Raw genomic sequence first — 19,984 nt, forward strand, 5'->3', positions numbered from 1 at the left:
GGACCCCATGAGCAGCAGCACCGTCATCACCAACATCGCCGCACTCGTCACCAACGACCCCTCCCTCGGCGACCACTCCCCGCTCGGTCTGGTCCGGGACGCGGCCGTCGTCATCGAGGGCGACCGCGTCGTGTGGACCGGTGAATCAAGCAAAGCACCCGCCACTGACAATCGGGTCGACGCCGAGGGCCGGGCGGTCCTCCCCGGCTTCGTCGACTCCCACTCCCACCTTCTCTTCGCGGGCGACCGCACCGAGGAGTTCAACGCCCGCATGTCCGGCCGCCCCTACAGCGCGGGCGGCATCCGCACCACCGTCGCCGCCACCCGCGCCGCGAGCGACGCGGAACTGGAGGCCGGTCTCACCCGTTACCTCGTCGAGGCCCTGCGCCAGGGCACCACGACCTTCGAGACCAAGTCCGGCTACGGCCTGACCACCGCCGACGAGTCCCGCGCCCTGCGCGTCGCCGCCCGCCACACCGACGAGGTCACCTTCCTCGGCGCCCACATCGTCGCCCCCGAACTCGCCGACGACCCCGCCGCCTACGTCGACCTGGTCACCGGCGAGATGCTCGACGCCTGCGCCCCGCACGCCCGCTGGATCGACGTGTTCTGCGAGAAGGGCGCCTTCGACGGCGACCAGGCCCGCGCGATCCTCACCGCGGGCAAGGCCAGGGGACTGCACCCCCGCATCCACGCCAACCAGCTCTCCTACGGCCCCGGCGTCCGGCTCGCCGTCGAACTCGACGCCGCCAGCGCCGACCACTGCACCCACCTCACCGACGCCGACGTGGACGCCCTCGCGGGCAGCCGTACGGTCGCGACCCTGCTGCCCGGCGCCGAGTTCTCCACCCGCGCCCAGTGGCCCAACGCCCGGCGTCTCATCGACGCGGGTGCCACGGTGGCCCTCTCCACCGACTGCAACCCCGGCTCCTCCTTCACGTCCTCCGTCCCCTTCTGCATCGCGCTCGCGGTACGGGACATGGGGATGACGCCGGACGAGGCGGTCTGGTCGGCCACCGCGGGCGGCGCCGCGGCCCTGCGCCGCGAGGACGTCGGCCGCCTCGTCCCGGGGGCGTACGCCGACCTGACGCTGCTCGACGCCCCGAGCCACGTCCACCTGGCCTACCGGCCGGGGGTGCCGCTGGTCGCGGGGGTGTGGCGGCGGGGCGTACGTAAGGTGTGAGCCTACGGGCGTCGGTGGGAGCGGGGGGGACGGGGCGGATGGCGAGGCACTGGCGGGCATGGGGGGCGCCGTTCCTGGTGAACCTGCTGCTCGGTGTTCCGGCGGTGGTGCCGATCTGGCTCGTCTGGTACCTGCTGGCGAACGGGCCGCTGGCCGAGTTCGGGGGGTCCATGCGCAACCCGACGGAGAACGACGGCATGCTGCCCATGCTGGTGGTCGTCGTCCCGGTGGTCGTGCTGTTCGGGATCATCTGGTGGCTGGCCAACGAGCCCCTGCGACGCAGGACCACCCTCGCCCCGCGCTCCTTCTGGCTCCTGTGCGTCCTCGTGCCGTTCCTGCCGATGACGGCCGGGCTGATCGCCGGCCCCCCGTGAACAGCCCGAAGGGGGGCGGCCCGATTTCGGACCGCCCCCCTGGAGGGCAAGCGACACCCGGTCAGGGTCTGAGGACTACTCCTCGACCGTGAGCCCCTTGCGCAGCCGTACGAGGGTCCGCGACAGCAGACGTGAGACATGCATCTGGGAGATGCCCAGCTCCTCGCCGATCTCCGACTGGGTCATGCCGGCGACGAAACGGAGGGAGAGGATCTTCCGGTCCCGCGAGGGCAGCTCGGCGATCAGCGGCTTCAGCGACTCGACGTACTCGATGCCTTCGAGGCCGTGGTCCTCGTAGCCGATGCGGTCGGCGAGCGCGCCCTCCGCGTCGTCCTCCTCCGGCTGGGCGTCCAGCGAGGAGGCGGTGTAGGCGTTGGACGCCGCCATGCCCTCGACGACCTCGTCCTTGGACAGGCCGAGGTGCTCGGCCAGCTCGGTCACCGTCGGGGCGCGGTCGAGGCGCTGGGCCAGCTCGTCACCGGCCTTCGCCAGGTCGAGCCGCAGCTCCTGGAGGCGGCGCGGAACGCGCACGGACCACGAGGTGTCGCGGAAGAAGCGCTTGATCTCGCCGATGATGGTCGGCATCGCGAACGTGGGGAACTCCACACCGCGCGACAGCTCGAAGCGGTCGATCGCCTTGATCAGGCCGATGGTGCCGACCTGGATGATGTCCTCCATCGGCTCGCTGCGCGAGCGGAAGCGGGAGGCGGCGAACTTGACCAGCGCGAGGTTCAGCTCGACGAGCGTGTTGCGTACGTACGCGTACTCGTGGGTGCCTTCCTCCAGCGACTCCAGCCGCTCGAAGAGGGTCTTGGACAGGGCCCTGGCGTCCGCCGGAGCGACCTCGTCGTACGCGGGGATGTCCGGAAGCCCGGCGAGTGCGTCGTCGTGGTCGACGACGGCGTCATGGTGCGCGATGGGATCCAGATGTTCCGGAGGGAGTGTCGACGTCGCTTCGTGGGTACGCGATCCGTCGAGCCGGGGTGACATGATGTCCTCCATCGTTCTCGGCATACGGCTGCCGAAGCCAGATACGTGCACTGCGGTGTGCGGCGCCTCCAAAGCCGGCCGTGTCGGTTTACGTGTCTTACTAGCCCTACCGGGTTTACCGAGCTGACCGCAAGTGTGTTCTGTGCGGGTATGTCCGTTTGTGTGCGGTTGTTCGGGTGTCGGAGTGCGGTGGGAAGGCGTAGTGTTCGAGTGCGTCAGCAAGCAGTCACGACCTCGGGAGAGAGAAACGGCATGGACCGCGGGACGGTCGGCAGTGCCCAGTCGGGCCGGCTTCTGGTCGAGGTGCGGGAAGAGGGCCCCAGCGCCGTCGTGACCCCGGCGGGTGAGCTGGATCACCACACCGCCGATCTGTTGCGCGAGCCGCTGGAGGACTGTCTCGACAAGGGATTCAACCGGCTCGTCGTGGACTGCTCACGGCTGGAGTTCTGCGACTCCACGGGGCTCAACGTCCTGCTCGGCGCTCGGTTGAAAGCGGAAGCCGCGGGGGGCGGAGTGCATTTGGTGGCCATGCAGCCGGTAGTAGCGCGCGTGTTCGAGATCACGGGGGCCGAAGCGGTCTTCACCCTTCATGACACGCTTGCGGCCGCCCTGGCCGACGCGTCCGACTGAGCCGTCCTTGTCCGGCCGACGGAGGGGTGCGTGTGCTTCCCGGAGCGGGTGTTTTCACCCCGCCCCGGGTTTCGTGCGCAATACAGGGGTGTTCGTACGATCCGGTCGGGCAGGAGAGACCCTGAACCGGCTGTGTACGACATGGCTGTCTACGACTTTGAAACGTGAACTGGTGAATCGGTGAGGTGAAGCGCTGATGAGCACCACCCGGCCCTACTCGCCGGGCGACCGCGGCCCGGAGCCCGGCGGCGCTTCCGGGACGGCGTCCGCGCCCGCCTCCGCGTCCGGGGAGGGCGGCGGGCGGCAGGCCCGCAGGCTGAGCTTCGAGGACGCGAGCGGGGTCGTCCCGCTGGCCCGTGACTTCACCCGCGAGGCGCTGTACGCCTGGGGCTGGCTGCCCTCCGCCACCGCGGACCAGCGTGCGGCCGCCGAGGACGTCCTGCTCGTCGTCTCCGAGCTGGTCACCAACGCGTGCCTGCACGCCGAGGGGCCGGACGAGCTGCGGATCACCTGCGAGAAGAAGGTGATCCGGCTGGAGGTCTCCGACCGCGGCACGGGACAGCCCGCACCCCGCACCCCGCACCGCGCCGGTCGCCCCGGCGGCCACGGCATGTTCATCGTGCAGCGCCTGTGCCTGGACTGGGGCGTCGTACGCACCCCGGGAGTCGCGGGCAAGCGGGTCTGGGCGGAGCTGGGAGCCCCGGCGTAAGGCCGCCCCTGGGGCTGCGCGGACACCGTCCGGTTGGACACTCACCACGGCGGCGGTGAGTTTCTGGACGCGGAGGCCCAACTTTCGAAGTGCAGGACGCTCCCGGCCCCCATGGAGGCCCGCACTCGATGTCGCCACGTCCGCGGCTCGCCCTCCTCGGCGCCGCGTGGGCCGACTTCGCCTCCTCCGCGGCAGGTGTCCACTCAGTGGGCGCGGCCTTCACCGGTAGGGGGTCACACCGGGTCCGGCAGGTCCATTCGCGCGAGTTCGGCCGGGTCGACCAGGGCGGTGATCTCGGTGACGCGGCCGTCGGCGACGGTGAAGACGAGAAGGGACAGCGGGGTGCCGTCCTTGCTCCAGGAGAGGACGCCGGGGCAGCCGTTGACGATGGCCGCATGTCCCCGTGCCGTGCCGCCGGCCACTCGCGCGCGGGTGGCGACTTCGGTGGCTCCGAGCGTGACGAACGTGCCGCTCGGGGTGTGGACGGTGAACTTCACGTCGGGGTGGAGGACCTGCAGCAGTTGCTCGAACCGGCCGTCGCGGGCCGCGGCCAGGAAGGCCTGGACCACCTCGCGTTGTGGTCGACCGGTGCTTGCCGGCTGCTGGGCGGCTTGTATCTTCCTTCGGGCGCGGCTGGCGAGCATTTTGCTCGCGTCGGCGGACTTGCCGAGAATGGCGCCGATCTCTCCGAAGGGCACGGCGAACACGTCGTGCAGTACGAACGCCAGCCGCTCGTCGGGACGCAGCGAGTCGAGGACCGTGAGCAGCGCGAGGCCGACGGAGTCCCCGAGTGCCACGAGGTCTTCCGGGGAGGGAGCGTCGTCGAGCGTCACGGTGAACTCGGGCAGCCGGTCGAGCCGGCCGTCGAAGGAGACCTCCGGGCGCGTCCGGCCCGACCGCAGGACATCGAGGCAGATACGGCCGACGACGGTGGTCAGCCAGCCGGCGAGGTTGTCGATGGTGTCGGTGTCCTGGCGGGACAGACGCAGCCACGCCTCCTGGACCACGTCTTCCGCGTCGGCATGTGATCCGAGCATGCGGTGGGCGACGGCGCGCAGCCGCTCACGGTGGGACTCGAAGGCCTCGGCGATCGGGTCCGCGGGCTGGGTGCCGGCCATGTTGTTACCTCTCTGGAAGCTGCTCCGTCACAGGGATGACGCGCACGGGCGCGGCAACGTAACCCGATGAAGGAGAGCACTCCCCATGGAAAACCGGCTCAAGAGCAAGAACACGGGCAACCCCGATGTGTGGACCGCGATCCAGCACCTCCACAAGGCGATCGCCGCCGGGGGTGTCGACCCGAAGCTGCTCGCGCTGCTCCACCTGCGGGCCAGCCAGATCAACGGCTGCTCGGCGTGTGTCCACGCCGGCGTCGCCGGGGGCAAGAAGGCCGGTGACACCGATGAACGGCTGCACCACGTGGCGGCGTGGCGTGAGGCGCCGTTCTACACCGACGCGGAGCGCGCGGCGCTGGCGCTGGCCGAAGCCGCCACCCGGTTGCAGGACGGCGCGCCGGGCGTCACCGACGAGATCTGGGAAGAGGCCAACGCCCACTTCACCGAGGAGCAGATCGGCGCGATCAACCTGGAGATCGCGCTGACCAACTTCTTCAACCGGATCAACCGCACCGTCAAGGAACCGGCCGGCAAGACCTGGGGCTGAGTCCAGCCGGATCTTCCCCTGCCCGAACGCCCGGAGGGTCACCCCATCCGCCGGATGAGGTGACCCTCCGTTCAAAGACAGCCGTCCGCAGGGCTCAGCGCACGTCGCCCATGAGTTCCTTGACGCGCTTGCGGTACATCCAGATCGCGATGCCCGCGACCACCGCGAGGGTGGCCTCCGCGGCGACGATGCCCGTCTTGTTGAGGTCGACGCCGGCGATGGAGAGCAGGCCGGTCGTGGCGTCACCGGCGGTGACGGCCAGGAACCAGACGCCCATCATCTGCGAGGCGTACTTCACCGGCGCCATCTTCGTCGTCACCGACAGGCCGACCGGGGAGAGCATCAGCTCACCGCAGGTCTGGACGAAGTAGATCGCCACCAGCCACATGGCCGCGGCCTTGTGGCCGCCCTCCGCGATGCCCAGCGGGGCCAGGAAGAGGAAGAAGGAGGCGCCGACCAGCACCAGACCGCCGCAGAACTTGACGACCGTGCTCGGCTCCTTGCCGCGGCGGTTCAGCGCCAGCCACACCGTGGCGAAGACCGGGGCCAGGGCCATGATGATGACCGGGTTGACCGACTGGTACCAGGAGACCGGGAAGCTCCAGCCGAAGACGCTGTTGTTGGCCGAGGAGTCGGCGAAGAGCGACAGGGTCGAGCCGCCCTGGTCGTAGATCATCCAGAACACGGCGGCGGCGACGAAGAACCAGATGTACGCCGACATCTTGGACTGCTCGGCGCGGTCCAGGGACTTGTCGCGCTTGATGTTGGTCAGCACCAGCACCGGGATGATCACGCCGAGCAGGGTCAGCGGGACCAGGATCCAGTTCAGGGTGTAGTGGCCGGAGAAGCCGACGATCGCGTAGAAGACGACGGCCAGCGCGGCCCAGAAGGCGGCCTTGCGCAGCGTCGAGGTCTTCTCCTCGACGGACAGCGGCTTCGGGACCGCGCTGGAGTGCGGGGCCAGGTGGCGGCTGCCGATCAGGAACTGGAGCACGCCCAGGCCCATGCCGACCGCGGCGAGCGCGAAGCCCAGGTGCCAGTTGACGTTCTCGCCGATGGTGCCGATGGTCAGCGGCGCGGCGAAGGCACCGAGGTTGATGCCCATGTAGAAGACGGTGAAGCCACCGTCGCGGCGCGGGTCGTCGGGGCCGTCGTAGAGCTGGCCGACCATCGTGGAGATGTTGGCCTTCAGCAGACCCGAGCCGATGGCGACCAGGCCGAGGCCCGCGTAGAACGTGCCCGACGACGGCAGCGCCAGCGTGAGGTGGCCGAGCATGATCACGCCGCCGGCGATGGCGACGGTCTTGCGGGGACCCCAGACGCGGTCGCCGAACCAGCCGCCCGGCATCGTGAGCAGGTACACCAGCGAGAGGTACACCGAGTAGATCGCGGTCGCGGTGCCGGCGCCGAGGCCGAGACCACCCGGGGCGACGAGGTACAGCGGGAGCAGAGCCCTCATGCCGTAGTAGGAGAACCTCTCCCACATCTCGGTCATGAAGAGTGTGGCCAGTCCGCGGGGGTGGCCGAAGAAGGTCTTCTCGGTGCCGGGGGTGCCCGGGGTGACCGAGTCCTTCGTCAGGCTGGACGCCATGGTCGATCCTTGCTGGTCGGGACGCGCTCATGAGGCGATGCGCGCCCGGTGGGGGGCGGCCGGCACCGGCGGCCTTTCCAGCCCGTCCCACGCCTGAGGGATCCGCTCCGGATTGCGAAGCGGTGGGCGGCGGCCACCGGGATCCACGCCTCTGCGCGCGTCACTGCACGCGGTGAGGCCCGGCCACAGGTCATTCCTTTCAAGGCCGACCGTGGGGGTCGGCCCGCACACAAAAAAGACCTTCAGCGTCGAACTGTCGCCAAAGGTCCGCTGGGTGCTACAGGCGCTGATTCACCATACGGCAGGACACCGCCCGGTATGGAAGGACTTGAGACGCGGATCACAGGTAATAGTGGAACCGTGAACGATCTTTCGAAGGTTTCCCCCAGGATGGCACCCCACAGCCGCAGGTCCGGACGCGGGGGTGGCGGGGTGGGGCGGTCCTCGCAGCGATCTTGCCCCGGGCGTTGCTCCGAGCGGTCTACCATCAGCCCATGACCCGTGTACTGCTCGCCGAGGACGACGCGTCCATCTCGGAGCCGCTGGCCCGCGCACTGCGCAGGGAAGGGTACGAGGTCGAGGTGCGTGAGGACGGCCCCACCGCACTCGACGCCGGGCTGCAGGGCGGCATCGACCTGGTCGTGCTGGACCTGGGCCTGCCGGGCATGGACGGACTCGAGGTCGCCCGCCGGCTGCGGTCCGAGGGCCACGCCGTGCCGATCCTGATCCTGACCGCGCGCGCCGACGAGGTGGACACCGTCGTCGGCCTGGACGCGGGCGCCGACGACTACGTCACCAAGCCCTTCCGCCTCGCCGAGCTGCTCGCCCGGGTCCGGGCCCTGCTGCGGCGCGGTGCCGCCGAGCCGCCGCAGCCGCCCGCCACCCACGGGGTGCGCATCGACGTCGAGTCGCACCGGGCCTGGATGGGCGAGGAGGAGCTCCAGCTCACCGCGAAGGAGTTCGACCTGCTGCGGGTCCTGGTGCGCGACGCCGGCCGGGTCGTCACCCGCGACCAGCTGATGCGCGAGGTCTGGGACACCACCTGGTGGTCGTCGACCAAGACCCTCGACATGCACATCTCCTGGCTGCGCAAGAAGCTGGGCGACGACGCGGCCAACCCCCGTTACATCGCCACCGTGCGCGGCGTGGGCTTCCGTTTCGAGAAGAACTGAGCGGGCCCCGAGAGGGCCTTCCGGGTAAGAGGACATGCGCCGCCGACTGATCCAGTCCACGCTCGCCGTGGTGCTCGTGGTGATCGCCGTCTTCGGCGTCTCCCTCGTCATCGTCGAGACCCGGACCATCAGCAGCACGGCCCAGGAACGGGTCGACCTGGAAGCGGTGCGGCTGGCCAGCATCGTCGACAGCCGGCTCATCGGCACCGGTTCCGTCGACGAGGACTTCCTGCGGGAGCAGATCCGCGACGCCCGGTACGCCGTGATCCGCATTCCCGGCGAGCCGGTCGTCGAGGTGGGCAGCAAGCCGACCGGCGACGTCCTCCAGGGCAGGGCCACCGGCGAGGAGGGCGAGACGGTCCTCGTCGAGGAGCCCAGCTCCTCGGTGACCCGGGAGGTCGGGCGGACCCTGCTGATCATCGGTTTGGTGGCGCTGCTCGCGGTGATCGCCGCCGTACTGCTGGCGATCCGGCAGGCCAACCGCCTCTCCTCCCCGCTCACCGACCTCGCCGAGACCGCCGAGCGGCTCGGGTCCGGCGACCCGCGCCCGCGGCACAAGCGGTACGGCGTCCCCGAGCTGGACCGGGTCGCGGACGTCCTGGACTCCTCCGCCGAGCGCATCGCCCGGATGCTCACCGCCGAGCGCCGACTGGCCGCCGACGCTTCCCACCAGCTGCGCACGCCGCTGACCGCACTGTCGATGCGGCTGGAGGAGATCACCCTGACCGACGAGCCGGAGACGGTGAAGGAGGAGGCGACGATCGCGTTGTCGCAGGTGGAGCGGCTGACGGACGTCGTGGACCGGCTGCTCACCAACTCCCGCGACCCGCGCAGCGGCTCTGCCGTCACCTTCGAGCTGGACGACGTCATCCAGCAGCAGATCGCCGAATGGCGTCCGGCCTACCGCGGTGAGGGGCGGGCCATCGTCAGTTCCGGCAAGCGCCATCTGACGGCCGTGGGCACCCCGGGCGCCGTGGCGCAGGTGCTGGCCGCGCTGATCGAGAACTCCCTGATGCACGGCGGCGGCACGGTGGCCCTGCGGACCCGGGTGACCGGCAACCAGGCCGTGGTCGAGGTCACCGACGAGGGCCCCGGCGTCCCGGGCGACCTGGGGGCGCGGATCTTCGAGCGGGCGATCAGCGGACGCAACTCCACCGGCATCGGCCTCGCCGTCGCCCGTGACCTGGCGGAGGCGGACGGCGGCCGCCTGGAGCTGCTCCAGGGGCGTCCGCCGGTATTCGGGCTGTTCCTGTCCCGCACGCCGCCCTCGAAGAAGTCCTCGGGGGACGGCGGGGAGACGGTGCGCTGAGAGGCCCAGGGGCCCAGGGGCCCCGGGGGCGGGGGAGCGGGTCGGCGGGAGAGCGGGTCAGCGGTGGCCGGCGGGGGCGCCGTCCGCGCGGGGGACCGCGGTCGGGTGCTCGTGCTCCAGGAAGGTCTCCGCCTGCGTCACCGGCTCACGGGCGGGCAGCGCGCGGAAGACCCAGCTGCGGTACGACCAGAAGCGGAACAGCGTGCCGATCCCGATGCCGAGGAACTTGAAGATGTTGCTCTGCAGCGGGCTGTCCCAGCCGAACCCGTACGTCGCGGTGTAGAGCACGCCGTTCTCGATGACCAGGCCGACCGCGCTGAACAGCAGGAACAGCGACATCTCGCGGGTCTGGCCGCTCTTGTCGCGGTCGCGGTAGGTGAAGTAGCGGAAGCCCACGTAGTTGAAGACGATCGCGACGACCGTGGCGATGATGCTGGCCCGCACCACCTGGAGGTCGGTCGTGTGCCGTACGAAGTTGAAGACGAGGAGGTTGACCAGCACCCCCGCGCCGCCCACGGCGCCGAACTTCACGACCTCGCGCACGAGCCGGTCGATCCGCTCCCGCATCCCGGCGCGGGGCGCATCGGGCGCATCGGGCGCGGAGGGAGCCGTGTGAGCACCCGAGGAACCATGTCCCATGGTCGTGCAGGCCCCCGTCCAGGGTTGGCGTCAATCCGTTCATGCTAACCACCCGGACGCGCGATCTTCCTGCGGACGGACCCACGCGGGCCGGAACGGGCGCCGGGACCGGCGGGAAACGGCCGGTAAACAGGTGGGCTCCGCGCGGCCGATACGCTAGGGGTGTGACGTTCCCCGTAGTCGGCATGGTCGGCGGTGGCCAGCTCGCTCGTATGACACACGAGGCGGGCATCCCGTTGGGCATCAGGTTCAAGCTTCTCAGTGACACTCCTCAGGACTCAGCGGCGCAGGTCGTGAACGAAGTCGTCGTCGGCGACTATCGCGATCTGGACACGTTGCGCGAGTTCGCGCGCGGCTGTGACGTGATCACCTTCGATCACGAACATGTGCCGACCGAGCACCTCAAGGCCCTGGAAGCGGACGGCATCCCCGTCCGCCCCGGCCCCGAGGCGCTCGTGCACGCCCAGGACAAGGGCGTGATGCGCGCGAAGCTCGTCGCGATCGGTGTGCCCTGCCCGCGGCACCGGATCGTGCGCGATCCGGCCGACGTGGCCGCCTTCGCGGACGAGGGGGACGGTTTCCCCGTCGTCCTCAAGACGGTCCGCGGCGGGTACGACGGCAAGGGCGTGTGGGTGGTGGACTCCGTCGAGGAGGCCGCCGAGCCGTTCCGCGCCGGAGTGCCCGTGCTGGCGGAGGAGAAGGTCGACTTCGTCCGCGAGCTGGCCGCCAACGTGGTCCGCTCCCCGCACGGTCAGGCGGTGGCCTACCCCGTCGTCGAGTCCCAGCAGGTCAACGGCGTCTGCGACACGGTGATCGCCCCGGCGCCCGAGCTCGACGAGGCGCTCGCCCTGCGCGCCGAGGAGATGGCGCTCGGCATCGCCAAGGAGCTGGGCGTCGTCGGCCACCTCGCCGTCGAGCTGTTCCAGACCCGCGACGGCCGCGTCCTCGTCAACGAACTGGCGATGCGCCCGCACAACTCCGGCCACTGGACGATGGACGGCGCGATCACCTCGCAGTTCGCCAACCACGTCCGCGCGGTCCTCGACCTCCCCCTCGGCGACCCGCGCCCGCGCGCGAAGTGGACGGTGATGGTCAACGTCCTGGGCGGCGACTACCCGGACATGTACTCCGCGTACCTGCACTGCATGGCCCGCGACCCGCAGCTCAAGATCCACATGTACGGCAAGGACGTGAAGCCCGGCCGCAAGGTCGGCCATGTCAACACCTACGGCGACGACCTGGACGACGTGCTGGAGCGCGCCCGTCACGCTGCCGGCTACCTGAGAGGCACGATCACCGAATGAGCCAGCCCAGCCCGGTGAGCCCGGTCGTCGGCATCGTCATGGGGTCGGACTCCGACTGGCCCGTCATGGAGGCCGCCGCCAAGGCGCTCGACGAGTTCGAGATCCCCTACGAGGTCGACGTCGTCTCCGCGCACCGCATGCCGCACGAGATGATCGCGTACGGCGAGCAGGCCGCCGGACGCGGCCTCAAGACGATCATCGCCGGGGCCGGGGGCGCCGCCCACCTGCCCGGCATGCTCGCCTCCGTCACCCCGCTGCCGGTCATCGGCGTACCGGTGCCGCTGAAGTACCTCGACGGCATGGACAGCCTCCTGTCCATCGTGCAGATGCCGGCCGGTGTCCCCGTCGCCACGGTCTCCGTCGGCGGCGCCCGCAACGCCGGTCTGCTGGCCGCCCGTATCCTCGCCGCCCACGACGAGGAACTGCTCGGCCGGATGCGCGAGTTCCAGCAGGACCTCAACGACCAGGCCACCGAGAAGGGCAAGCGGCTGCGCACCAAGGTCGAGGGCTCCGCGGCCGGTTTCGGATTCGGAAAGTGACGGAAGGGACGCGGATGACATCGCTGGAGAAGGCCCGGGAACTGCTGCGCGAGTTCCCCGTCGTCGACGGGCACAACGACCTGCCCTGGGCGCTGCGCGAGCAGGTCCGCTACGACCTCGACGCCCGCGACATCGCCGCCGACCAGTCGGCCCACCTGCACACCGACTTGGCCCGGCTGCGCTCCGGCGGCGTCGGCGCCCAGTACTGGTCGGTGTACGTCCGCTCCGACCTGCCCGGCGCGGTGACGGCGACGCTGGAGCAGATCGACTGCGTACGGCGGCTGATCGACCGCCACCCCGGTGAGCTGCGGGCCGCGCTGACCGCCGCCGACATGGAGGCCGCGCGCGCCGAGGGCCGGATCGCGTCCCTGATGGGTGCCGAGGGCGGCCACTCCATCGACAACTCGCTGGCCACGCTGCGCGCCCTGTACGCGCTCGGCGTGCGCTACATGACGCTCACCCACAACGACAACAACGCGTGGGCGGACTCGGCGACCGACGAGCCCCGCGTCGGCGGCCTGTCGGCCTTCGGCCGCGAGGTCGTGCGGGAGATGAACCGCGAGGGCATGCTGGTCGACCTCTCGCACGTCGCGGCGACGACGATGCGCGCCGCGCTGGACACCTCCACCGCGCCGGTGATCTTCTCGCACTCGTCCTCCCGCGCGGTCTGCGACCACCCGCGCAACATCCCGGACGACGTCCTGGAGCGGCTGCCCGCCAACGGCGGCATGGCCATGGTGACGTTCGTGCCGAAGTTCGTCCTCCAGGCCGCCGTCGACTGGACGGCCGAGGCCGACGAGAACATGCGCGCGCACGGCTTCCACCACCTCGATTCCAGCCCCGAGGCGATGAAGGTCCACGCCGCCTTCGAGGAGCGCGTCCCGCGTCCCGTCGCCACCGTGTCCACGGTCGCCGACCACCTCGACCACATGCGCGAGGTCGCCGGCGTCGACCACCTCGGCATCGGCGGCGACTACGACGGCACACCCTTCACCCCGGACGGCCTCGACGACGTCTCCGGCTACCCGAACCTGATCGCCGAGCTCCTCGACCGCGGCTGGTCCCAGTCCGACCTGACCAAGCTCACCTGGAAGAACGCGGTCCGCGTACTCGACACCGCCGAGGACGTGGCCCGGGGGCTCCGGGCGACCCGGGCGCCGTCCAACGCCACCATCGAGCAGCTGGACGGCTCGGCAGCCGAGCAGCCGGGAGGCTGAGCCGCCCCGCTTCCGGCCGGGTGGGGCGCGCGTACCCCCGAACGCCCCACCCACCAGGAAGCCCTTTTCGCTCCGTGCGACGGTGGCCGTACCTCACGACGACCGTACGGAGCCCGTCATGGCAGACCTCCAGGACGACCTGCACACCGGTACCGAGGCCGGTGGGCTCGACGACCTGCCCGTGCCGCTCGCCGCGGAGGCCTTTCCGCCGGAACCCTACGCTCCCGTGTCCGACCCCGACGACGAACCGCTGAGCCGGGCGCACGCCGTGCTGGCCGCCCATCCCGTCGCCGACGGCTGCAACGGCCTGCCCTGGGCGCTCAGGCACCTGCCCTGGTACGACCTGGAGCTGGGCGAGAGCGCCGTCGACACCGACGTGCCGCGGCTGCGCGAGGGACACGTGGGAGCGCTGCTGTGGTCGCTGCACCTGCCCGAGTCCCTCGACGGGGACCGTGCGGTCGGCGCCACGCTGGAGCAGCTCGACCTGGTCAAGACGGTCGTGCGGGCCCACCCGGAGGGGCTGCGCCTGGCGTACGACGCGGGGCAGGCCATCGACGCCCGCAACTGCGGCCGGGTCGCCGTGCTGCCCGGTCCCGCGGGCGCCGCCGCCCTCGGTGACCGCCTCGGCATCCTGCGTTCCCTGCACGCGCTCGGCCTGCGCGTCCTGACGCTGTCCGGGGTGAGCTGGGCGAGCGAGGCGGGGCTGACCCGGTTCGGCGAGGAGGTCGTCCGGGAGATGAACCGGCTCGGTGTCGTCGCCGATCTCTCCGGCGCCGGTGCCGAGACCATCCGTCGTACCTTCGCGGTGTCCAAGGCGCCGGCGCTGTGTACCCGTTCCGCCGCCCGCGCCCTGCGCCCGCACCCCGCGAACCTTCCCGACGACCTGCTGGTGGAGCTGGGCGCGGCCGGCGGCCTGTGCATGGTGCCGCTGACCGCCGAGCAGACCGGCCCGACCGTCCGCGACGTCGCCGACCACCTCGACCACGTCCGCACGGTGGCCGGGTCGCAGAGCGTCGGCCTGTCCGGCACCTACGACAGCGGCGCCGCGCACCCGCTGGAGCTGGGCGACCCCTCCTGCTACCCCCGGCTCATCGCCGAACTGCTCAGGCGGGGCTGGGACGAGGCGGACGTGGCGCTACTGACCTGGGGCAACGTCCAGCGGGTCCTGCGTGCCGCGGCTTTCACCGCGAAGGCGGCCCAGCTGCGCCGCGAGCCGTCCACGGCGACCATCGCCGACCTGGACGGATAGCCCGCGCGAGCGTCACGTGTGCTCGATCCGGCAGAGGCAGAACGGATGCCCCGCCGGATCGGCGTACACCATGAAGCCCTTCCGCTCCCGGTCCTCCAGGTCCAGCGGCCGGGCGCCCAGCGCGAGCACCCGCTCGTGCGCCGCGTCCATCTCCGCCCAGGTCGCCCCGCCGTCGAAGTCGAGGTGGAACTGCTGGGCGTTGCGGTCGGAGCGCGGCCACTCGGGCGGGGTGAGGTCCGGCGCCCGCTGGAAGGAGACGCGCGGTCCGCCGGGCAGGTGGAGGACCACCCAGTCCGGGTCCGCCTCGTCGGGCGTGCCGCCCCCGACCGCCGCGTAGAAGCGGGCCAGCTCACGGGGCTCGGGACAGTCGACGACGACGGAACGGAAACGTGCCGCGGGTGCCATGGGAGTCCTCCGAGTGCTGGTGGGCCGGTGTTCAGCAGGCGCAGAGGCAGAACGGGTGCCCGGCCGGGTCGGCGTAAACCCGGAAGGTACGGGTGCGGTCCTCCGCGTCCAGGGGACGCGCGCCCAGCTCCAGCACCGCCTTCTCGGCCGTGTCCAGGTCCGTGACGGTGAGGTCGAGGTGGAACTGCTGCGAGTCGTCGGGCGCGGGCCACTTCGGCGGCACGAACCCGGGGGCCGCCTGGAAGGCCAGTGCCCGTCCGTCCGGCAGCTTCAGGTCGACCCAGTCGTCCTCGCCCTCGACGGTGCCGCCGAGCACGCCGGCGTAGAAGCGGGCCAGTGCACGGGGCTCGGGACAGTCCAGGACGACGGGGCCCAGTTCGGCGACAGTCATGACTTCCTCCTTGAAGCACGCGGTCTTCGGTTCCTCGGTTACCGGCACAGTGCGGGTAACCGGTAACGGTTACTGCATGCTGCCCTATGGGAGGTAACGTCGCAAGCATGAGTGGGAGATCGCCCGCACCGGGCGGCCTGGAACTGGTCGAGGCCCTGGTGAACACGCTGCTGGACATCGAGACGGGCGCCGACTCGCTGGACACTCCGGCGGTTCGGGCGCGTTTCGGTCTGGCGGAGGATGAGGTACCGGCCGCCCGTGAGCTGCGCGAGTCCCTGCGCGCGACCCTGCTCGCCCACGCCGGTCATCCGCCGCACCGCGCGGTGACCCCGCTGGGGGAGCTGCTGGCGGCCGCCCCGCTGGTCGTCGCCGTCGACCCGGCCGACGGCTCCGCCGCCCTCGCCCCGGCCGGTGAGGGCTCGCTGACCGCCCGCGTCGCCGCCGCCGTCGCCCAGGCACTGGTGGCCGGCACCTGGAGCCGCTTCAAGGCGTGCGAGGCAGCCGACTGCCACTGGGCGTACTACGACCGCAGCCCGGCGGGACGCGGCCGCTGGTGTTCCATGCAGGTGTGCGGGGCCCGCGCCAAGATGCGCCGGTACCGGGCCAAGGAGTCGTAAACACCGCCCGCTTCACCGGCCGGCCGGCCGCGCCCTGCGGCACAATGCGAGCGACGCCGGTTCGGCCGACTGAGCCTCGGCCGAACCGGCGTTCTCCTTGCCGTCGTCAGGCGGTCGGGCGGCCCATCGCCCGGTACGTCCAGCCGGCCTTCCGCCACAGCGTCGGGTCCAGGGCGTTGCGCCCGTCCAGGATCACCCGGGCCGCCGCCGCCTCGCCGAGCACCTCGGGGTCCAGCTCACGGAACTCCCGCCACTCGGTGAGGTGCAGGACCACGTCCGCGCCCCGCACCGCCTCCAGCGCCGAGTCGGCGTAGCCGAGGGTCGGGAAGAGCCGCCGGGCGTTCTCCATGCCCTTGGGGTCGTACACCGTCACCTGGGCGCCCTGGAGGTGCACCTGCCCGGCGACGTTCAGCGCGGGGGAGTCCCGTACGTCGTCCGAGTCGGGCTTGAAGGCGGCCCCGAGCACCGCGACGCGCTTGCCGAGGAAGGGGCCGCCGCCCAGCGCCTGCCGGGTCAGCTCCACCATCTGGCCGCGCTGGCGCATGTTGATGGAGTCGATCTCGCGCAGGAAGGTCAGCGCCTGGTCGGCGCCCAGCTCACCGGCGCGCGCCATGAACGCCCGGATGTCCTTCGGCAGACAGCCGCCGCCGAAGCCGATCCCGGCCCGCAGGAACTTCTTCCCGATCCGGTCGTCGTACCCGATCGCCTCCGCCAGCTTGGCGACGTCGCCGCCCGCCGCCTCGCAGACCTCCGCCATGGCGTTGATGAAGGAGATCTTGGTGGCCAGGAAGGAGTTCGCGGCGGTCTTCACCAGCTCGGCCGTCGGGAAGTCCGTGACGACGAAGGGCGAGCCCTCCGCGACCGGCGTCGCGTACACCTCGCGCAGCAGCCGCTCGGCCCGCTCGCTGCGCACGCCGACCACCAGCCGGTCGGGGTGCAGGGTGTCCTCGACGGCGAAGCCCTCGCGCAGGAACTCCGGGTTCCAGGCCAGCTCGGCCTCGTCGCCGGCCGGTGCGTGCTCGGCCAGGTAGGCGGCCAGCCGGTCGGCGGAGCCCACCGGCACGGTCGACTTGCCGACGACCAGCGCGGGGCCGGTCAGGTGCGGCGCCAGCGAGGCCAGCGCCGAGTCGACGTAGGACATGTCGCAGGCGTACTCGCCGTGCTTCTGCGGGGTGTTCACGCACAGGAAGTGCACGTCGCCGAAGGCCGCGACCTCGGCGAAGTCGGTGGTGAAGCGCAGTCGCCCGCTGGAGCCCTCGATCCCGGCGACGTGCTTGCCCAGCAGCTCCCGCAGGCCCGGCTCGTACATCGGGACCTCGCCCCGCTGGAGCATCTCGATCTTCTCGGGCACCACGTCGAGACCCAGCACCTCGAAACCGAGCTCGGCCATGGCCGCCGCGTGGGTGGCGCCGAGATAGCCGGTACCGATCACAGTGATCTTCAGGGCCATGGATGCGCTCCAGAGGTGTACGGCACGGTTGCGCGCCCGAGCATATCGGGGACGCGGGAAAAGCCTTTCGAGGCCTCGGGGCCGGCTGTCGTCAAGCTCACCTATCCACGGACCGGCCGGGGCTCTAAAATTTGGGTTACTTAACGGTAGTTAGCGTGCCCAGCATCACAGCGTTTTGGAGCGTGAGACACCTTGGCCGGATCGGCTGACTTCGACCTGTACCGCCCGTCCGAGGAGCACGACATGCTCCGGGACGCCGTCCGCTCGCTGGCCGAGGCGAAGATCGCGCCGCACGCCGCCGCGGTGGACGAGGAGGCGCGCTTCCCGCAGGAGGCGCTGGACGCGCTCACCGCGAACGACCTGCACGCGGTGCACGTCCCCGAGGAGTACGGCGGCGCGGGCGCCGACGCCCTCGCCACGGTCATCGTGATCGAGGAGGTGGCCCGCGCCTGCGCCTCCTCCTCCCTCATCCCGGCCGTGAACAAGCTCGGCTCGCTCCCGGTGATCCTCTCCGGCTCCGAGGAGCTGAAGAAGAAGTACATGACCCCGCTCGCCAAGGGCGACGGCATGTTCTCCTACTGCCTCTCCGAGCCCGACGCGGGCTCCGACGCGGCCGGCATGAAGACCAAGGCCGTCCGCGACGGCGACTTCTGGGTGCTCAACGGCGTCAAGCGCTGGATCACCAACGCCGGCGTCAGCGAGTACTACACCGTCATGGCGGTCACCGACCCGAGCAAGCGCTCCAAGGGCATCTCCGCCTTCGTGGTCGAGAAGTCCGACGCGGGCGTCTCCTTCGGCGCCCCGGAGAAGAAGCTCGGCATCAAGGGCTCGCCGACCCGCGAGGTCTACCTCGACAACGTCCGCATCCCCGCCGACCGCATGATCGGCGCGGAGGGCACCGGCTTCGCGACCGCGATGCAGACGCTGGACCACACCCGCATCACCATCGCCGCCCAGGCCCTCGGCATCGCCCAGGGCGCCCTCGACTACGCCAAGGGCTACGTCAAGGAGCGCAAGCAGTTCGGCAAGCCGATCGCCGACTTCCAGGGCATCCAGTTCATGCTGGCCGACATGGCCATGAAGATCGAGGCCGCCCGCCAGCTCACCTACGCGGCCGCCGCCAAGTCGCAGCGCGGAGACAGCGACCTGACCTTCCAGGGCGCCGCCGCCAAGTGCTTCGCCTCCGACGTGGCCATGGAGGTCACCACGGACGCCGTCCAGCTGCTCGGCGGCTACGGCTACACCCGGGACTACCCGGTGGAGCGCATGATGCGCGACGCCAAGATCACGCAGATCTACGAGGGCACCAACCAGGTCCAGCGCATCGTCATGGCGCGCAACCTGCCGTAGCGGCCGGGGTCTTGTCAGCGAGGGGCGTCCGCCGGCCGGGCGCCCCTCGCTCGTCGTGACCGATTGTCAGTGGTGGGTGAGACGGTGGATCCATCGAGTCGGGAAGCCGCCGAGCGGCAATCGGTAAGAGGGGGAGCCGCCATGCCCAGGAGCCAGAACTACATCAACCACGTCGCTCTCGTGCTGGACGCCAGTTCGTCCATGCGGCGCCTGAGCCACAAGGTGGTCGAGGTCGCCGACCAGCAGATCGCCTACCTGGCCCGCCGGTCGCAGGAGCTGGACCAGGAGACCCGCGTCACGGTGTACGTCTTCGCCGACCAGGTGGAGTGCGTCATCTACGACAAGGACGTGCTGCGGATGCCGTCGCTGAAGGAGATGTACCGGGTCGGCGGCATGACGGCGCTGCTGGCGGCGACGCTCAAGTCGCAGCGGGAGCTGGCGCAGACGGCCCAGCTGTACGGCGACCACAGCTTCCTGACCTTCGTCCTCACGGACGGACAGGAGAACGTGAGCCACCGCTGCCCGGACGCCCCCGCCAGGGACCCGCGCGCCCTGGTCGAGGCCGTGTCCACGATGATCGAGACCCAGGCGGACAACTGGACACTGGCCGTCCTCGTGCCGGACCAGATGGGCAAGCGCGAGGCCATGCAGTACGGGTTCCCGAAGGACAACATCGCCATCTGGGACGCCACGAGCACCCAGGGCCTGGAGGAGGCCGGACAGGTCATCCAGGAGGCCACCGAGAAGTTCATGGTGGGGCGCACCAAGGGCATCCGCGGGTCGCGGGCGGTGTTCTCCACGGGCGGGGACGCGGTCAACAAGGACACCATCAAGGCGGCCGGCCTGACCCCGGTGGAGTCGTCGAAGTACCAGCTGATCGACGTCACCCGCGACGTGGCGATCCGGGACTGGGTCGTCGAGCGCGGGCACACCTACCGCACCGGTGGCGCCTTCTACCAGCTGAGCAAGTCGGAGAAGGTCCAGCCGAAGAAGCAGATATCGGTGCTGGAGAAGAAGACGGACCGGGTGTACACGGGGCCCGAGGCCCGCGCCCTGCTCGGCCTGCCGGACGTGGAGGTCCGCATCAAGCCCGACCACAACGACGAATTCACGATCTTCGTGCAGAGCACGAGCGTGAACCGGAAGCTCGTCCCGAACACCCGGCTCCTGCTCATGCTCTGACGGCGCCGGCGCCCGGGGTGG

The 19,984-nt window shown here is 70.8% G+C and carries 21 protein-coding genes; 14 read left to right on the forward strand and 7 right to left on the reverse strand.

Annotation, left to right across the window (positions count from 1 at the left end; all coding sequences use genetic code 11):
* Window positions 1–7: 7 nt before the first annotated feature.
* Both hutI and ACZ7MF_RS39140 read left to right on the forward strand, forming a co-directional pair.
* Window positions 8–1,183 carry an imidazolonepropionase gene (gene hutI / locus ACZ7MF_RS39135; protein WP_471482959.1) on the forward strand — a complete coding sequence of 392 codons (1,176 nt, stop codon included), beginning with the start codon at window positions 8–10 and terminating at the stop codon, window positions 1,181–1,183.
* Window positions 1,184–1,221: 38 nt separating this feature from the next.
* The gene (locus tag ACZ7MF_RS39140) at window positions 1,222–1,557 is read left to right on the forward strand and encodes a hypothetical protein (RefSeq protein WP_471482960.1); all 336 of its coding nucleotides are present in this window, start codon (window positions 1,222–1,224) and stop codon (window positions 1,555–1,557) included.
* A 75-nt stretch (window positions 1,558–1,632) separates the two neighbouring features.
* On the opposite strand, the gene ACZ7MF_RS39145 is transcribed toward ACZ7MF_RS39140, so the two are convergent.
* The gene (locus tag ACZ7MF_RS39145; RefSeq protein WP_356859381.1) at window positions 1,633–2,547 is read right to left on the reverse strand and encodes an RNA polymerase sigma factor SigF; all 915 of its coding nucleotides are present in this window, start codon (window positions 2,545–2,547) and stop codon (window positions 1,633–1,635) included.
* A 252-nt stretch (window positions 2,548–2,799) separates the two neighbouring features.
* Here ACZ7MF_RS39145 and ACZ7MF_RS39150 point away from each other — a divergent pair, with 252 nt between their 5' ends.
* Window positions 2,800–3,177 carry an STAS domain-containing protein gene (locus ACZ7MF_RS39150; protein WP_003975744.1) on the forward strand — a complete coding sequence of 126 codons (378 nt, stop codon included), beginning with the start codon at window positions 2,800–2,802 and terminating at the stop codon, window positions 3,175–3,177.
* Between the two features lie 196 nt (window positions 3,178–3,373).
* On the forward strand, window positions 3,374–3,886 hold the full coding sequence (locus tag ACZ7MF_RS39155; protein WP_471482962.1) for an ATP-binding protein: 513 nt from the start codon (window positions 3,374–3,376) through the stop codon (window positions 3,884–3,886).
* Between the two features lie 233 nt (window positions 3,887–4,119).
* On the opposite strand, the gene ACZ7MF_RS39160 is transcribed toward ACZ7MF_RS39155, so the two are convergent.
* A complete protein-coding gene (locus tag ACZ7MF_RS39160) occupies window positions 4,120–5,004 on the reverse strand; it encodes a sigma-70 family RNA polymerase sigma factor (RefSeq protein WP_471482963.1) in 885 nt (294 codons plus the stop codon).
* 85 nt (window positions 5,005–5,089) lie between these two features.
* Here ACZ7MF_RS39160 and ACZ7MF_RS39165 point away from each other — a divergent pair, with 85 nt between their 5' ends.
* The gene (locus tag ACZ7MF_RS39165; RefSeq protein WP_471482964.1) at window positions 5,090–5,548 is read left to right on the forward strand and encodes a carboxymuconolactone decarboxylase family protein; all 459 of its coding nucleotides are present in this window, start codon (window positions 5,090–5,092) and stop codon (window positions 5,546–5,548) included.
* Window positions 5,549–5,642: 94 nt separating this feature from the next.
* Here the strand turns inward: ACZ7MF_RS39165 and ACZ7MF_RS39170 are convergent, their stop codons facing one another.
* A complete protein-coding gene (locus ACZ7MF_RS39170; protein WP_471482966.1) occupies window positions 5,643–7,139 on the reverse strand; it encodes an MFS transporter in 1,497 nt (498 codons plus the stop codon).
* A 494-nt stretch (window positions 7,140–7,633) separates the two neighbouring features.
* Between ACZ7MF_RS39170 and ACZ7MF_RS39175 the strand changes: the two genes are divergently transcribed.
* Together ACZ7MF_RS39175 and draK are read left to right on the forward strand one after the other, a co-directional pair.
* On the forward strand, window positions 7,634–8,311 hold the full coding sequence (locus tag ACZ7MF_RS39175; protein ID WP_115742474.1) for a response regulator transcription factor: 678 nt from the start codon (window positions 7,634–7,636) through the stop codon (window positions 8,309–8,311).
* A gap of 34 nt (window positions 8,312–8,345) precedes the next feature.
* Window positions 8,346–9,620: a two-component system sensor histidine kinase DraK gene (gene draK, locus ACZ7MF_RS39180; RefSeq protein ID WP_356859393.1), complete on the forward strand. Its 1,275-nt coding sequence runs from the start codon at window positions 8,346–8,348 to the stop codon at window positions 9,618–9,620.
* A 57-nt stretch (window positions 9,621–9,677) separates the two neighbouring features.
* On the opposite strand, the gene ACZ7MF_RS39185 is transcribed toward draK, so the two are convergent.
* The gene (locus tag ACZ7MF_RS39185; RefSeq protein ID WP_471482969.1) at window positions 9,678–10,259 is read right to left on the reverse strand and encodes a GtrA family protein; all 582 of its coding nucleotides are present in this window, start codon (window positions 10,257–10,259) and stop codon (window positions 9,678–9,680) included.
* 164 nt (window positions 10,260–10,423) lie between these two features.
* Here ACZ7MF_RS39185 and ACZ7MF_RS39190 point away from each other — a divergent pair, with 164 nt between their 5' ends.
* The 4 genes from ACZ7MF_RS39190 (at window position 10,424) to ACZ7MF_RS39205 (ending at window position 14,568) form a co-directional block, all read left to right on the forward strand.
* A complete protein-coding gene (locus tag ACZ7MF_RS39190) occupies window positions 10,424–11,563 on the forward strand; it encodes a 5-(carboxyamino)imidazole ribonucleotide synthase (protein WP_471482970.1) in 1,140 nt (379 codons plus the stop codon).
* Window positions 11,560–12,102 (forward strand): 5-(carboxyamino)imidazole ribonucleotide mutase, encoded by a 543-nt coding sequence (gene purE / locus ACZ7MF_RS39195; RefSeq protein ID WP_471482971.1) that lies wholly within the window; start codon window positions 11,560–11,562, stop codon window positions 12,100–12,102. Before ACZ7MF_RS39190 ends, purE begins: the two co-directional genes overlap by 4 nt.
* Before the next feature lie 14 nt (window positions 12,103–12,116).
* Window positions 12,117–13,319 (forward strand): dipeptidase, encoded by a 1,203-nt coding sequence (locus tag ACZ7MF_RS39200; protein ID WP_471482973.1) that lies wholly within the window; start codon window positions 12,117–12,119, stop codon window positions 13,317–13,319.
* A 118-nt stretch (window positions 13,320–13,437) separates the two neighbouring features.
* Window positions 13,438–14,568, forward strand: a complete 1,131-nt coding sequence (locus ACZ7MF_RS39205; protein WP_471482974.1) for a dipeptidase — start codon at window positions 13,438–13,440, stop codon at window positions 14,566–14,568.
* A gap of 12 nt (window positions 14,569–14,580) precedes the next feature.
* Here ACZ7MF_RS39205 and ACZ7MF_RS39210 read toward each other — a convergent pair whose 3' ends face one another.
* Both ACZ7MF_RS39210 and ACZ7MF_RS39215 read right to left on the reverse strand, forming a co-directional pair.
* Entirely contained in the window at window positions 14,581–14,973 is a 393-nt protein-coding gene (locus tag ACZ7MF_RS39210; RefSeq protein WP_356859409.1) for a VOC family protein, read from the reverse strand.
* A gap of 31 nt (window positions 14,974–15,004) precedes the next feature.
* A complete protein-coding gene (locus ACZ7MF_RS39215) occupies window positions 15,005–15,364 on the reverse strand; it encodes a VOC family protein (protein WP_471482975.1) in 360 nt (119 codons plus the stop codon).
* 107 nt (window positions 15,365–15,471) lie between these two features.
* On the opposite strand from ACZ7MF_RS39215, the gene ACZ7MF_RS39220 reads away from it, so the two are divergent.
* On the forward strand, window positions 15,472–15,981 hold the full coding sequence (locus ACZ7MF_RS39220) for a CGNR zinc finger domain-containing protein (protein ID WP_471482977.1): 510 nt from the start codon (window positions 15,472–15,474) through the stop codon (window positions 15,979–15,981).
* Window positions 15,982–16,087: 106 nt separating this feature from the next.
* Here ACZ7MF_RS39220 and ACZ7MF_RS39225 read toward each other — a convergent pair whose 3' ends face one another.
* Window positions 16,088–17,431 carry a UDP-glucose dehydrogenase family protein gene (locus tag ACZ7MF_RS39225; RefSeq protein ID WP_471482978.1) on the reverse strand — a complete coding sequence of 448 codons (1,344 nt, stop codon included), beginning with the start codon at window positions 17,429–17,431 and terminating at the stop codon, window positions 16,088–16,090.
* A gap of 192 nt (window positions 17,432–17,623) precedes the next feature.
* Here ACZ7MF_RS39225 and ACZ7MF_RS39230 point away from each other — a divergent pair, with 192 nt between their 5' ends.
* Together ACZ7MF_RS39230 and ACZ7MF_RS39235 are read left to right on the forward strand one after the other, a co-directional pair.
* Window positions 17,624–18,781 carry an acyl-CoA dehydrogenase gene (locus ACZ7MF_RS39230; protein WP_471482979.1) on the forward strand — a complete coding sequence of 386 codons (1,158 nt, stop codon included), beginning with the start codon at window positions 17,624–17,626 and terminating at the stop codon, window positions 18,779–18,781.
* 141 nt (window positions 18,782–18,922) lie between these two features.
* Entirely contained in the window at window positions 18,923–19,963 is a 1,041-nt protein-coding gene (locus ACZ7MF_RS39235; protein WP_471482981.1) for a vWA domain-containing protein, read from the forward strand.
* The last annotated feature ends 21 nt before the right edge of the window (window positions 19,964–19,984 follow it).

This window comes from Streptomyces sp. NPDC111628 (assembly GCF_055635195.1).

What these genes read in the sequence shown, in the direction of transcription:
- ACZ7MF_RS39205 (WP_471482974.1), top strand. Translation starts at nt 13,438, where the DNA reads ATGGCAGACCTCCAGGACGACCTGCACACCGGTACCGAGGCCGGTGGG.
- ACZ7MF_RS39220 (WP_471482977.1), top strand. Translation starts at nt 15,472, where the DNA reads ATGAGTGGGAGATCGCCCGCACCGGGCGGCCTGGAACTGGTCGAGGCC.
- ACZ7MF_RS39215 (WP_471482975.1), bottom strand. Translation starts at nt 15,364, where the DNA reads ATGACTGTCGCCGAACTGGGCCCCGTCGTCCTGGACTGTCCCGAGCCC.
- ACZ7MF_RS39150 (WP_003975744.1), top strand. Translation starts at nt 2,800, where the DNA reads ATGGACCGCGGGACGGTCGGCAGTGCCCAGTCGGGCCGGCTTCTGGTC.
- ACZ7MF_RS39155 (WP_471482962.1), top strand. Translation starts at nt 3,374, where the DNA reads ATGAGCACCACCCGGCCCTACTCGCCGGGCGACCGCGGCCCGGAGCCC.
- ACZ7MF_RS39235 (WP_471482981.1), top strand. Translation starts at nt 18,923, where the DNA reads ATGCCCAGGAGCCAGAACTACATCAACCACGTCGCTCTCGTGCTGGAC.
- ACZ7MF_RS39145 (WP_356859381.1), bottom strand. Translation starts at nt 2,547, where the DNA reads ATGTCACCCCGGCTCGACGGATCGCGTACCCACGAAGCGACGTCGACA.
- ACZ7MF_RS39175 (WP_115742474.1), top strand. Translation starts at nt 7,634, where the DNA reads ATGACCCGTGTACTGCTCGCCGAGGACGACGCGTCCATCTCGGAGCCG.
- purE (WP_471482971.1), top strand. Translation starts at nt 11,560, where the DNA reads ATGAGCCAGCCCAGCCCGGTGAGCCCGGTCGTCGGCATCGTCATGGGG.
- ACZ7MF_RS39170 (WP_471482966.1), bottom strand. Translation starts at nt 7,139, where the DNA reads ATGGCGTCCAGCCTGACGAAGGACTCGGTCACCCCGGGCACCCCCGGC.
- ACZ7MF_RS39210 (WP_356859409.1), bottom strand. Translation starts at nt 14,973, where the DNA reads ATGGCACCCGCGGCACGTTTCCGTTCCGTCGTCGTCGACTGTCCCGAG.
- draK (WP_356859393.1), top strand. Translation starts at nt 8,346, where the DNA reads ATGCGCCGCCGACTGATCCAGTCCACGCTCGCCGTGGTGCTCGTGGTG.
- hutI (WP_471482959.1), top strand. Translation starts at nt 8, where the DNA reads ATGAGCAGCAGCACCGTCATCACCAACATCGCCGCACTCGTCACCAAC.
- ACZ7MF_RS39160 (WP_471482963.1), bottom strand. Translation starts at nt 5,004, where the DNA reads ATGGCCGGCACCCAGCCCGCGGACCCGATCGCCGAGGCCTTCGAGTCC.
- ACZ7MF_RS39140 (WP_471482960.1), top strand. Translation starts at nt 1,222, where the DNA reads ATGGCGAGGCACTGGCGGGCATGGGGGGCGCCGTTCCTGGTGAACCTG.
- ACZ7MF_RS39165 (WP_471482964.1), top strand. Translation starts at nt 5,090, where the DNA reads ATGGAAAACCGGCTCAAGAGCAAGAACACGGGCAACCCCGATGTGTGG.
- ACZ7MF_RS39200 (WP_471482973.1), top strand. Translation starts at nt 12,117, where the DNA reads ATGACATCGCTGGAGAAGGCCCGGGAACTGCTGCGCGAGTTCCCCGTC.
- ACZ7MF_RS39225 (WP_471482978.1), bottom strand. Translation starts at nt 17,431, where the DNA reads ATGGCCCTGAAGATCACTGTGATCGGTACCGGCTATCTCGGCGCCACC.
- ACZ7MF_RS39185 (WP_471482969.1), bottom strand. Translation starts at nt 10,259, where the DNA reads ATGGGACATGGTTCCTCGGGTGCTCACACGGCTCCCTCCGCGCCCGAT.